This is a genomic window from Nostocoides japonicum T1-X7 (assembly GCF_001046855.1).
GTDB classification, from domain to species: domain Bacteria; phylum Actinomycetota; class Actinomycetes; order Actinomycetales; family Dermatophilaceae; genus Nostocoides; species Nostocoides japonicum.
Genome location: NZ_HF570958.1, coordinates 2328123 through 2340437 on the forward strand (window position 1 = coordinate 2328123; position 12315 = coordinate 2340437).

Annotated in this window: 8 protein-coding genes and 1 pseudogene; 2 read left to right on the plus strand and 7 right to left on the minus strand. The window is 71.5% G+C overall.

Features of this window, described 5'->3' with window-relative positions:
• Positions 1-216 precede the first annotated feature (216 nt).
• The 3 genes from BN12_RS10385 to BN12_RS10395 form a co-directional block, all read right to left on the minus strand.
• Complete coding sequence (locus BN12_RS10385) at positions 217-1389, minus strand: thiolase family protein (protein WP_048552245.1); 1173 nt, start codon at positions 1387-1389, stop codon at positions 217-219.
• A 339-nt stretch (positions 1390-1728) separates the two neighbouring features.
• Positions 1729-2787: a Rieske 2Fe-2S domain-containing protein gene (locus tag BN12_RS10390; RefSeq protein WP_048552247.1), complete on the minus strand. Its 1059-nt coding sequence runs from the start codon at positions 2785-2787 to the stop codon at positions 1729-1731.
• A 31-nt stretch (positions 2788-2818) separates the two neighbouring features.
• Positions 2819-3781, minus strand: coding sequence for a PDR/VanB family oxidoreductase (locus tag BN12_RS10395; protein WP_048552249.1), 963 nt, complete (start codon positions 3779-3781; stop codon positions 2819-2821).
• A gap of 155 nt (positions 3782-3936) precedes the next feature.
• Here BN12_RS10395 and BN12_RS10400 point away from each other — a divergent pair, with 155 nt between their 5' ends.
• Positions 3937-4656, plus strand: coding sequence for a type 1 glutamine amidotransferase (locus BN12_RS10400; RefSeq protein ID WP_048552251.1), 720 nt, complete (start codon positions 3937-3939; stop codon positions 4654-4656).
• A gap of 50 nt (positions 4657-4706) precedes the next feature.
• Here BN12_RS10400 and BN12_RS10405 read toward each other — a convergent pair whose 3' ends face one another.
• The 3 genes and pseudogenes from BN12_RS10405 to BN12_RS26590 all read right to left on the minus strand — a co-directional run.
• Positions 4707-5795 (minus strand): ATP-binding protein, encoded by a 1089-nt coding sequence (locus BN12_RS10405; RefSeq protein WP_048552254.1) that lies wholly within the window; start codon positions 5793-5795, stop codon positions 4707-4709.
• Between the two features lie 75 nt (positions 5796-5870).
• Entirely contained in the window at positions 5871-7085 is a 1215-nt protein-coding gene (locus BN12_RS26105) for a DUF5979 domain-containing protein (RefSeq protein ID WP_407667820.1), read from the minus strand.
• 52 nt (positions 7086-7137) lie between these two features.
• Positions 7138-11445: pseudogene (locus BN12_RS26590) on the minus strand (DUF5979 domain-containing protein); the annotation flags it as partial.
• Between the two features lie 157 nt (positions 11446-11602).
• Between BN12_RS26590 and BN12_RS24455 the strand changes: the two are divergent.
• Entirely contained in the window at positions 11603-12088 is a 486-nt protein-coding gene (locus BN12_RS24455; RefSeq protein ID WP_157635442.1) for a hypothetical protein, read from the plus strand.
• A 49-nt stretch (positions 12089-12137) separates the two neighbouring features.
• Here the strand turns inward: BN12_RS24455 and BN12_RS26480 are convergent, their stop codons facing one another.
• Positions 12138-12230: an SHOCT domain-containing protein gene (locus BN12_RS26480; RefSeq protein ID WP_327152698.1), complete on the minus strand. Its 93-nt coding sequence runs from the start codon at positions 12228-12230 to the stop codon at positions 12138-12140.
• Between the last annotated feature and the right edge of the window lie 85 nt (positions 12231-12315).

Genomic DNA, 12315 nt, shown 5'->3' on the forward strand with positions numbered 1-12315 from the left:
CACCAGTGGGCTTGGCGATCTGGCACCCGATCGGGGCCTGTGCACCGCTCCCAGGATCCCGCCGGTGGCGCAATCTGACCCAATCGGGGCCTGTGCACCAGTGGGCTTGGCGATCTGGCACCCGATCGGGGCCTGTGCACCAGCCGGTCTGGCGGTTTGGCACCCGATCGGGGGCTGAGCGCCAGCCAGCGCGTGGCATACCGGATGATCGCGACGTCAGAGCCGCTCGACGATCGTCGCGTTCGCCATGCCGCCGCCCTCGCACATCGTCTGCAGCCCGTAGCGTCCGCCGGTGGCCTCGAGGTGGTTGATCATCGTCGTCATGAGCCGCGTGCCGGACGCCCCGAGCGGATGGCCGAGGGCGATCGCGCCGCCGCGGGGGTTGAGCCGCTCGGGGTCGACGTCGAACTCGGCGGCCCAGGCGAGCGGGACGGGCGCGAAGGCCTCGTTCACCTCGTAGACGTCGATGTCGTGGATCGACAGGCCGCTGCGCTGCAGGATCTTCTCGGTGGCGGGGATCGGCCCGGTGAGCATGATCTCGGGGTCGGAGCCGACGACGGCGAAGCTGTGCAGCCGGGCTCGAGGCGTGAGGCCGAGGGCTGCCGCCCGCTCCTCGCTCATGATGAGCGCGGCCGACGCACCGTCGGTGAGCGGCGAGGAGTTGCCGGGAGTGATGACCCAGTCGATCTCCGGGTAGCGCTCGCCGAGGGCCTCGTCGCGGAACGCCGACGGCAGTCCCGCGAGCGTCTCTGCGGACGTCGATGCACGAACCGTCTCGTCGACCTCGTGGACCGTGCCGTCGGGACGCCGGACTGGCACGATCTCGGAGGCGAAGCCCCGACCCTCCTGTGCGGCGGCTCGCTGGTGCGAGCGGGCGGAGTACTCGTCGAGCTGCCCGCGGTCCAGCTTCCACCGAGCCGCGATGAGCTCGGCGCCGATGCCCTGGTGCGGCAGGCTGGGGAACCGCTCGGCGAGCGGGGCCATCGGGTGTCCGCCGACGGCCGAGCTGCCCATGGGGACACGGCTCATCGACTCCACGCCGCCGGCGATGACGACGTCGTATGCGCCTGCCATGACGCCCTGCGCCGCGAAGTGCACGGCCTGCTGGCTCGAACCACACTGCCGGTCCACGGTCGTCGCCGGCACGCTCGTCGGGAACCCGGCGGCGAGGACCGCCGTGCGGGCGATGTTGACGCTCTGGTCGGCGACCTGGCCCACACAGCCGGCGATGACGTCGTCGACGAGGCCCGGGTCGAGGTCGTTGCGCTCGACGAGGGCGCCGAGCACGGTGGACAGCAGGGTCGCGGGATGTATGCCGCTGAGGGCGCCGCCCGGCTTCCCCTTCCCGGACGCGGTGCGGACGATGTCGACGATCACGGCGCTGGTCATGTCATAGCCCTTCGGTGGAAGACGTCGGGAGCGTCCGGGCGCGCGGTGGCCCCGTCGCTCGGGAGCACGGCCGTCGGCAGCGGGCTCTGGAGGGGCGCGCCCTCCCGAGGACGTGGCTGTCGGCACGGACTGAACGCTCACTTCGTGCCATTCTCCGGGTCGCGTCACACCCGACGCAACCGGCCCCTGCCCTCGCCGAGCACGGGCCGGCCGGGTCGACCACGACAACCTCACACCTGCCGAGGCGGGGCGCGGCAGGTGTGGGCTTTCCGTGGTCGGATTCGGCCAGGGACCACGACAACCTCACACCTGCCGAGGGGGTGGGCGGGGGAGGGCGGATCAGGCGGGGCGGGCGCCGTCCTCGGCGGCGAGGCGCCGCATGATCTTGCGGACCGCCACCTTCGCCGCATCCGCGCGGACGGTGACGTCACGGCGTGGCCCGTCGGTGTCGACGACGTCCTGGATCGTCTCCAGCGCGCCGCGGACCTTCAGGTAGTAGTCGCGCAGGAGCGGCTCCATCGTGCCTGTCGCCGCGGGGGAGGGCGCGAAGTTGCGGCTGACCCGCCACGCGTGCGCCGTCGAGCGGTCGTCGACGGGCGTGATGGCGTGGGTGAAGTAGAGGGTCTTCGTGCCGTCGCGGTCCCCCTGGTCCTTCACCTCGATGTCCCATCGGTCGACCCAGAGGCCGGGTGCGAGGAAGGCGCCCTCCTCGCGCTGCTCGTGCTCGGAGTCGACGGGCACCTCGAGAACCTCGGCCTGCCACGCCTGGAGCGGAGCGGCCGGGTACGTGCGCCCGAAGGTCACCGTCATCTCACTGACCGTCACGGTGATCGGCGGCGGCTGGGACGCGAGGACCGGTGGAGCGGCGACGGGGTCGAGATGGGTGATGTGGGTGATGTCGGCGAAGTTGTCCTGGAGCAGCGAGGCGTGCGCCCGGGTCACCCAGGAGCCTCCGAACGTCACCCAGTCCGGCGAGGCGAGCCAGGGGAGCGGCGGCAGGTCGCGGAGGGCGGCGCGCCCGGCCACACCCGGCCAGATCCAGACGAAACCGCCCTGCTCCTTCGTCGGGTATGCCGTGACGGCAGCCCCGACGGGCACCTGCTCCTGCGTGGGGACGCTGACGACCTTGCCGTCGGGGCCGTAGACGAACCCGCTGTAACCGCAGCGGATGTCGTCGCCCTCGACGCGACCGAGGCTCAACGGGTATGAGGAGTGGCAGCATCGGTCCTCGAGGGCGACCGGGCCCCCGCGGCTGTCCCGGTAGACGACGACGCGGCGGTCGAGGACGCGGGCGGCGACCGGCTGACGCCCGACCGCCTCGCTCGCGGCGACGGCGTACCAGCTGCCGAGGGGGAAGTCGACGGTCGAGCGGCGTCCGGAGCGGGCGGTGGAAGTCATCGGAGGTTCCTCTCTGGCGGACGTCGGCGGGTCAGAGGTCGAGGACGAGTCGGGAGCCGCGGCACCGGGAGACGCAGATCATCATGACCTCGTTCGACTCCCTCTCGTCGTCGTCGAGGACGGAGTCGCGGTGGTCGACGTCGCCCTCGAGGACCTCCGTCTCGCACGTGCCGCAGATCCCCTCCAGGCAGGACCCGAGGACCGTCACGTCGTGGTCGCGCGCGACGGCGAAGATCGAGCGGTCGGCGGGCACGACGGCCTCGATGCCGGATCGCTGGAAGACGACCGTGAAGGGCTGGTCACCGCTCGTGTCGACCTCCTGGGCGGTGAACCGCTCGAGGTGGAGCGCGCCCGACGGCCACGTCGAGCACGTGGACTCGACGGCGTCGAGGAGCGGCGTCGGGCCGCAGCAGTAGACGAGCGTCTCCGGCGACGGTGCGCCGAGGATGGTCGCGAGATCGAGGTGCCCGAGCTCGTCCTGGGGGACGAGGGTCACCTTGTCGCCGTACCGGGCCAGCTCGTCGACGAAGGCCATGGAGGTGCGTGTCCGGCCGCCGTAGTGCAGCCGCCAGCGCGCGCCGGACGCCTCGGCCTCGGCGATCATCGGGAGGATCGGGGTGATGCCGATGCCGCCGGCGACGAACTCGTATGCGGGTGCTGCCGCGAGGACGAAGTGGTTCCGGGGACCCCGCACCCGGACCGGGTCGCCGGCCCGCATCTCGTGGATCCGCTTGGACCCGCCGCGGCTGTCCGGGGTGAGCAGGACCGCGATCCGCCACCGGGTCCGGTCGGCCGGGTCGCTGGACAGCGAGTACTGCCGGACGAGGTCGTCCCCGAGGAGGAGGTCGACGTGCGCTCCGGGGGTCCAGCTCGGCAGCTCGCCCCCGTCGGGGGAGACGAGATCGATGGCGACGACGCCCTCCGACACGTCGTCCACGGCAGCGATGGTCAGGTCGAGCTCGGCTTCGCGGACGACAGTCTCGGTGACTCCCATGTCCCACCTCTCCGTCGGGGTGCAGATCGTTCGGGTGCAAACGATATGGTATGCGACGAGCCGCCGCAAGGGCGCGTCTCACCCTCCCGAGGGTCATGCCGCTCGGGTGCCGGACATCTTTTGGATCCGAACGAGCTCGTCTAGGCTGTGGGTCCATGCGCGCGCTCGTCATCCAGCACGACCACATGTCGCCACCCGGTCCTGTCGGCGAGCGTCTCGTCGACCACGGCTACGACCTCGTCCTCCACACCGTCGTGCCCGAGGACGCCTACGACCGGCCGGGCGTCGAGTCCACGCTGCCGGAGCTCACCGACTTCGACGTCGTCGTGCCGATGGGCTCACCATGGTCCGCCTACGACCACGCCCTCATCGGGTCCTGGGTGCTGCCCGAGCTCGACGCGCTGCGCAGGGCCGACGACGTGGGCGTTCCGGTCCTCGGCATCTGCTTCGGTGGCCAGCTGCTCGCGGCGGCGCACGGTGGGTCGGTCACCCGGTCGCCGGAACCGGAGCTCGGCTGGGTGACAGTGGAGAGCGACGACGACCGGCTCGTGCCCGCCGGCGAGTGGTTCCAGTGGCACTTCGACCGGTGGACCCGGCCCGTCGATGCCCTCGAGGTGGCGCGGAACGCCGCCGCCTCCCAGGCCTTCGTCCTCCGCCGCAACCTCGCCGTCCAGTTCCATCCGGAGCTGACGAGCACGATGCTGGCCGGCTGGATCGGCAACGGTGGCGCCGCCGATCTCGCGACGGCCGGCATCGACGCGGACCGACTCGTCGACGCCACCTGCGCCCGCGACGAGGAGTCGAGGCGACGCGCCCACCGCCTCGTCGACGGCTTCCTCACCCGGGTCTCCTCACGAGGAGACGACCCGAAGTAGGCGCGGGGCTCACGCCGCGTGCAGCCCCGGCGGCGAGGATCCCCTCGCCGTCAGGGGAGGGGCACCTTCACGTCGGAGCCGCCCTCCTCGGTGAGTCGGGCTGCGACCTGGACGATCGACGGCTCCGGGATGAAGCCGCCGGCGAAGAGGACCTCGCCCTGCACGAAGGTGGGCGAGCGCTGGAGCAGCTCCGGCGAGGCATACCCGAAGTACTCGCCGAGCTCGTGGAGGTCACGTGGAGAGCTCATCTTCATGAGGCCGAGGTTGTCGCACTGGGAGAGGACGTTCGGGTGGATCTTCGAGGGCCGTTGGGTGGAAAGCAGGAGCCACAGGCCGTACTTGCGGCCCTCGGCCGCGATCTGGACGATCCGGTCGGTGAGTGCCCGGTCGATGGAGGTCATGGGCTGGGGTGAGCAGAGGTTGTGTGCCTCGTCGATGACGACGAGGATCGGGCGGCGCTCCTCCCGGTGCTTCCATAGGTAGTCCAGCAGTGCGAGGGCGGCGACCTTCGGCTCTTCCGCGGTGCGGAAGCCGCCGAGGTCGCAGATCGTGGCGCGCGGCCGTGCCTCGACGACGGCCTCCGCCCCGCTGCGGCCCCAGGCCCACAGCTGCCAGTCGAGGACCTGCAGGTTCTCCATCCGGCGGAACAGCTGTTGTCGCGCCGGGCGGTCGTCGCCCGAGAGCAGGTGGGCCAGGTCGCCGACGTCGCTGCCCTCGATCTCGGCGAGCAGATGGAGCATCTCGTTGTACTCCACGGCGTCCAGGAGCGGGTCGAGCCGCAGGACGGCGGCCTTGGACGGCACGTCGAGGTCGAGCCAGCGGACGTGGAGACCGCGCTCCCGGTCGTCCGAGGGCCGCAGCACCCGGATCTCCTGCTCGCGCAGGAGCCGCGCCGCGTCGGGATCGGCACCGGGCCGGATCTCGCCGAGCCGGACGAAATCGGCGTTCGGGTCGAGGACGAGCATCGGCAGGCGTGTGTGGATGAGCAGCTGCTCGAGGACGACACCGAGCGCGTACGTCTTGCCCGACCCGCTCTGCCCGCACCAGAAGGTATGCCGGTTGAACCGTTCCGCCCGCAGGAGGGCCGGCGCCCGGTCGTCACGGTCCTTGAGCACTCCGACGTCGAGCTGCACGGTCATGGGGGAAGGCTAGCGACGAACGGCCACCGGCTTCTCACCCCGGCCGGGTGAGAAGCCGAGGGCCGAGGACCGGACTCACGACGTCGGATCCGTCCCACGTCGACGCCGGGCCACGAGCAGGAGCGCGAGGCCGACGAGGACCGTGCCGAGCGCGGCGACCGCATACGGCAGGACCGTGGCACCGGTGAACGCGAGCCCACCCCCGGGCGGGGAGGGCGGCGCGTCGAAGGTGTTCGTCACGGTGATCGTCGCGGTGTGGTCGGCGGCGAGGACGACGGCGTCGTCGGCTGTGCCGTGGTCGACGCTCGAGCTCGCCGCGCCGCCGTCGTCGGTCTCCTCCGCCCAGCAGTGCGCACCGACCGGCAGGTCGCCGATCGTCACCGTCCGGCCGGCGGCGATGGTGTGCTTCTCGGCGGTGAGGACGGGCGTGGGCTCGTCGTAGCCCTGGTCGAGCGTGCAGCTCACGGCGATCGTGAACTCGGTGGAGCCGACGCCGGAGGCGCCCGCACCGTCGACCTTCTTCGTCACGGCCACGGAGGTCGCCTCGAAGACGTTGGTCGCGGTGAGCATGAGCGCCTGGGGCTCGTCGGGGTTCTCCTGCTTCTCCACGACGACGGCGTCCTCGAAGCTGTCGTGGTCGACGGTGTGCGACGTCGCGCCGCCGGCCTCGACCTCCTCGCCGAAGCAGTGGGTTCCGACGGGCAGCTTAAGGGGCTGGTCGTCGGGTCCGGTGAGGGCGTCGATGGTCTCGCCGGCGCCGATCTCCACGGGGGCGGAGAAGAGCGTGGCGCGGACCGGGTGGCCGTCCTCGTCGGTCGTGTCGAGCTGGCAGGTCACCTGGACGACGAAGGTCTCGTCCTGGACCCAGGAGGCGTCGGCGAGGGGGCCGTCGACCTTCTTCGCGAGGCCGATCGTGCCGGCCGAGAACGGGTTTGCGCGACCGTCGTCGGCGGTGAACTGGGCCACGACATCCTCTCCGGGGACGATCGTCACCTCGACCGGGCTCGGCGTCGAGTCGGCGCCGCCGTTGTCGGTCTCGGAGACGACGCACGTCGTCGGATCGTCGGCCGGTCCGGCCGGTATGCCGTCGACGAGGGGGGAGGTGAAGGTCGTCTGGGTGCCGTCGCCCTCGGGGATCGTCACGTCCTTCTCGAAGGCGTTCTCCTCGCCGTCGAAGGTGCAGGCGACGTGGAAGGTGAACGGGCCCTGGGCCAGCTCGGGTGCCCCGGCGCCGGTGACCTCCTTGTTGACGACGATCCCGCCGACCGCGTAGTCGTTGGTGATCGTGATCGCCTGCGGGTCGCCGGCGGCGGTCCGTCACGTCACCGGACCCGTCACTGTCGCCCGGCGGGTCGTAGGTGACGGTCGTCGCGCCGCCGCTGTCGGTCTCGACGGCGTGGCACTGGCTGCCCGCGGGCACGTCGGCCTGGTAGCGCGGCTCGTCGGGCCTCAGCTCGACGTGCAGGGGGTTGTAGCCCTCGACCGGCTCTCCCCGGAAGGTGCAGTAGAGGTCGACGGGGTAGCTGTCCTCGCCGAAGTCCGCGCCGGCACCGGTCACCTTCTTGGTCAGCTCGATGATGGCGTCGGGGAAGTTGTTCGTCACCGTGACGGTCCGGACCTGTTCGTCGCTGCCGAAGGTCGGCTCGATGGTCACCGTCTGCGGGGCGGGCAGGACGCCGCCCAGGGCGTCGACCTCGCTCACCGTGCACGTCGCCCCCGCGGGGATACCGTCGACGCGTACCGGGTCGTCGGAGGCGGCGATCTGGTAGACCTCGTCGAGCACCGTCTGCCGGACCCCGCCCTGCGGGTCGATGGTGCAGACCGCGTGGATGGGGAACTTCAGGTCCGCCAGCGGCAGGTCGTCGGGATTCTCACCGATCGCCTTGTCGAGGACGAGGGAGCCGTATGCCGTCGCCACGCCGACCTTGACCGGCTCGGTGATCGGCAGGACGTTGGGCGTCCCGGCCCGGTCCGTGACCTCGGCGTGCGCGAAGGAGTTCCACGCGACCGTCGGGTCGGAGACGCGGGGCACCTGCAGCGGCGTCGTCATGTCGAAGGTGATGTCGACCGTGCCACCGGGCTGGATGAACGGATCGAAGTGGAGGTCCATCCGGGCGCCGACCGCGTCGGGGCCGAACGGGTCGTCCCAGGCGCTCTCGGGGCACTGGCTCGCCGTGCCCCCGACGCCGCCCATCTTCAGGTCGTCGGTGCACAGCGGCTCGGAGTCGGAGTACGACGTCGTCATCGTCCCCGGCCCGTCGAGCACCGGCTCGCTGGCGAGCGTCGGCCGGTTGGCCCACTCCGTCTCGCGGTCCTGGTCGACGAAGACGCCCTTGTCGCCGACGACGGGGAACCGGTCGACGATGCGCATGTCCCGACCCGGCTCGGTGCCGGCGTTCTGCAGCCGGAGCAGGTAGGTGAAGGTGTCGCCCGGGTCGACGAGCGCGATGCAGGGGTAGCTCGTGAAGTGCCTGCCGCCGTGGTCGAGCGACGGGCAGGACGTCGATCCTGCCGCGACGTGCTGCCCGGACTGGACGTCGTACCAGCCGAGGCTGTCCCGACCCGACACCCACTTGCGCGCCGTGAACGAGGCCCCGCTCTGAGTGGTGAGGTTCGCCGTGTCGGTGCACCACGTGCCGCCGCCGAACACGTCGTCGGGATCGCTCGCGCCGTCGCAGGCCAGGTCGTCGTCGGACCCGGTGGCGCCCATCGTGTTGGTGATGGTCTGCCCGGCGGTCACCCCCGGCTCGAGGCCGACGCGGATCTGGATGGTGAACGTCGACCCGGGAGCGAAGAGGAACGGGTCGCCGTTCGCCTGGGTGCCGAAGTCGAAGGCCAGCTCGCTGACCCGGTCCCCGTCGTTGGTCATGGTGAACTCGGGTGTCGGGAGCGCCGGCGTCCCGTCGGGCACCTGGACGCCGGTGATCTTGTACGGCTGGCCGTCGTCGCCGGCGAACGTAGCGTCGAAGGCCATCCCCGGCGGGAGGACGTCCTCGACCGTGAGGTCATGGACGTAGTTGGTCCCGGTGTTGGTCACCGTGAGGTTGAACAGGGTGCTCTGGCCGGGTGCGATCTCACTGTCGGGACCCTTGTCGACGGCGAGGCGGGGCGAGCCCTCGACGATGTCGAGCGTCGCGTCGTTCGGGGCGATGACCTGCCCCTCGGGGTGGAGCAGCGTCGTGAACTCCCCGTCGACCGTGTCCTCCAGGTGCTCGGGGATCGGCGTTCCCGGTGCGCTGCGGAGGTCCTCGCGCGGGCTCACCTGGAACGTCACGTGCCCCGCACAGGTGGCCGGGGTCGCGCACGGGGTGACGACGTAGCCCTCGTTCGCGGTGTTCGTCGAGCTGAAGGTCGCCCTGACCCCCGTGACGTCGCCGGCGGCGACACCGGCCGGCAGCGCGGCGCTCGTCGCGGGGGTCCCGTCGACCCAGGCTCCGTTCGCATACGCGTCGATCCGCACCCGGTCCGCGCCGGCGGGGAAGGTCACCCCGGTGAAGGCGACGAAGTCGACGGCGTCGAAGAAGTCGTCGTCCTGGTCGGTGACCTGGAGCTCCTTGGCCGACAGGTTGCCGGTGTTGGCGATCGTGAGGTCGACCGTCGCATACTGCGGCGGCACGCCGGGGACGTGGCGCGGCAGCTCGCCGGGGCTGATGCTCTTGTTGAGCGAGGCGCTCGCGTTGGCCGGGCCGGTCTCCATGACCGGTGAGCAGTACGGGTCCCCCAGGTCGGGGAACTCGATGACGCCCGTGGAGATGCAGTTGTCGAAGCTGAGGTCGTCGGGGGCGCCGTCGCGGCGCTCGGTCGTCACGTCGATGGTGATCTTGCCGAGCGGCGGCACGGCACCGGTCGCGACGACCCGGAATCCCGTCGCGCGGTCGAGCAGCGCGGCGTCGCCGGCGTCATAGGGCACCCAGGTCTCCGTCGTCGGGTCGTACAGCTCGACCGTCAGGGGGATGCCGCTCGGCGTGATGCTCGCCGTGACGTTCGTGATCCGGAGGTACTCGAAGGGGTTCTGGTATGCCGGGTCCGGCTTCCCGTCCACGCCGACCCGCGGGTCGCTGACGACAGGGTCGACGATCGGCACGTTGCCGTTGTTCGACACCTCGATGTGGAACGGGATCGGCTGGCCCGGTGGGATCGAGGTCTGGCCGACCGACTTGGTCCCGGTGCCGCCGTAGACCGGCTCCTCGATCTGCAGGTCCTTGCACGTGGACCCGCTCGCCGTGCCGCTCCCGTCGCGACGCCCGGCGTCGCCGGTGTAGGCCGCGCAGTTGTGGATGCCGGCGCTCGTCCCGCCCGGGAGGTCCTCCATCGTCACGTTGTCGTTGAGCGGTCCGTGGAGGTCCAGGCCCGCCGTCGCGTCCGGGGCGATCGTCGGGTTGCCGTCGGCGTCGACGCCGCTGTAGGTGACCTTCACGGAGGCGACACCGGACGGGCAGAGGGCCGAGACGTCGACCGTCGTGTTCGCTGTGTACGTCTCGGAGTGCGTCGAGCCGTCCGTGCACCGCACGTCGAGGACGCCGGTCGTCGCGCCGCCCGGGAAGCGGAGACGGACCTGCTCGATGTCGATCTTGTTCAGCTCGGTCGTCGTGTTCGGGTCGGGCTCCTCGATGACGATCTGCTTGACGGGGAAGGGGGACTGGTTCTGCACGTTGACCGTGGCGGTGACCGGGGAGTCCTGGTCGATGACGGCGTGCTCGCCGGGGTCCTGCTGCCAGTTGCCGTTCGTGTCCGGGAAGAAGCCCTTCACGCCGTTGAGGACGAGGATGTCGGGGAGGATGTCGTAGGTGTCGCAGCCGTCCGTGCCCGACACGGTGCCGAGCACGGTGTCATGGGCCGACGGTGTCGCGCAGTTGTCGACGGTCACCTTGTCCGTGGGACGCAGCGGCGAGCCGTCCGACCGCTTCGTGTCGCGCAGCACCATGCCGACCTCCACGGTCCCGCCCGTCGCGTCGTAGGGGAGGGCGGTCCCGTCGCTGTTCGTGAAGGCCACGGTGTAGCCGACGACGTCGGAGGCCTCGACCCCGGCGGGCAGGACGAACTCGCCCGGCGCCGGAGCGGTCACGACGGCCTGCGCGGTCGAGCCGTCGGCGAGCGTCACGGTGAGCGTCGCGGTGTCCGCGCCGGCCGGGAAGGCCGTGACCGTGACACCCGTGACGTCGAAGTTCTCGAAGGTCGCCGCGGTGTCGTCGCCGACGCTCAGCTCGTCGACCTCCGTGGAGCTCGACGACTGGTTCTTCACGGTGAGGGTGACGGTGCTCGCCTCGCCGCTGCCGGCCACCGCCGACCCGTCGGCCCAGTCCTTGGTCACCGTCGGCTTGACGACCCGAGGCACGATGACCGTCACGTCGGCCGTGTCGGTGACCTCCGGGGCGTTGTCGGCGACGTTGGACGCGGTGTTGCGCACCGGCTCACCGCTCGGCAGCGACGTGTTCTCGGGGACGGTGACGGGGATGGTGATCTGCGGGGCCGGGCTGCCCGCCGGCCACCCCGTCGTGTTGGCGGGGTTGGTGAGGGCGGCGCCGTAGACGACGGTCACGGTCCGCGTCGCCTCGTCGTAGCTGATCGTGTAGTCCGGCGGGTTCGACTGGGCGAGAAGGGCCTGCTCGTCGACGACGAGGTCCTCGGGGATGACGTCGGTGACCGTCATGCCGACGCAGCCGGTCGTCAGACCCGAGCAGCTCGGGGTGAGCTGGTAGCTGAAGGAGTCGCCGGCGTTCACCTCCGCCTCGGTCGCCGTCTTCTGGATCCCGACGACCGACGGCGGGAGGTCGTCCGGGTCGTCGGCCGGTGCGGCGGGCTTCGCCGTGGCACGGGGCACGCCGGCGCGCGTCGAGGGGCTCGTCGTAGGGCTCGTCGAGGTGGTCGCCGGGTCCTTCGGGCTCGTCGTCGAGGTGGTCGCCGGGTCCTTCGCGCTCGTCGTCGGGGAGGGCGTCGCGGTCCTCGGGCCGGCCGTCCCGGAGGAGGGCGAGGTATGCGGTGACGGTGTCCCGGTCCCGGTCCCGCTCCCCGACGTGGCGGTGGACGTCGGCACGTCGGAGGCAGAGGACCTCTCGGAGGTCGGGGTCGCGGTGGCCGAGCCGTTGTCCGCCTCCGCTGTCGGCGTCGTGCTCGACGTGGTCCGCGGCGACGGGTTCGTCGCCGCGAGCGCCGGGACCGCGCCGACGGGCAGCAGGACGAGCCCGCTCACCGCGAGCGCCGCGACGGGTCGCAGGATCGTGCCCAACCGGCTGTGCATAGAGTGCCCCCTCCACCATCTGGGCCCACCGACGGATGCCGTCGCCCGATGCTGAGGTGGGCGACGCGACCGATCCGGCGCGTGACGGCGCCGGACGGGGATGCTCAGGCCAGGAGCTTCGCCTTGGCGGCGGCGAACTCCTCGTCGGACAGGACTCCGGCGGCATGGAGCTGGGCGAGCTGTCCGATCCTCGCGATGAGGTCGTCACCCCCACCCGCGGGTGCGGGCGCTGCCGCCGGGACCGCCGCCGGCGGGGCGGGTGGGGCCGGCGGCGTCGGTGCG

Excerpts from the sequence above, each read along its gene's own strand:
- BN12_RS10385 (WP_048552245.1), bottom strand. The coding sequence starts at position 1,389 with ATGACCAGCGCCGTGATCGTCGACATCGTCCGCACCGCGTCCGGGAAG.
- BN12_RS10390 (WP_048552247.1), bottom strand. The coding sequence starts at position 2,787 with ATGACTTCCACCGCCCGCTCCGGACGCCGCTCGACCGTCGACTTCCCC.
- BN12_RS10395 (WP_048552249.1), bottom strand. The coding sequence starts at position 3,781 with ATGGGAGTCACCGAGACTGTCGTCCGCGAAGCCGAGCTCGACCTGACC.
- BN12_RS10400 (WP_048552251.1), top strand. The coding sequence starts at position 3,937 with ATGCGCGCGCTCGTCATCCAGCACGACCACATGTCGCCACCCGGTCCT.
- BN12_RS10405 (WP_048552254.1), bottom strand. The coding sequence starts at position 5,795 with ATGACCGTGCAGCTCGACGTCGGAGTGCTCAAGGACCGTGACGACCGG.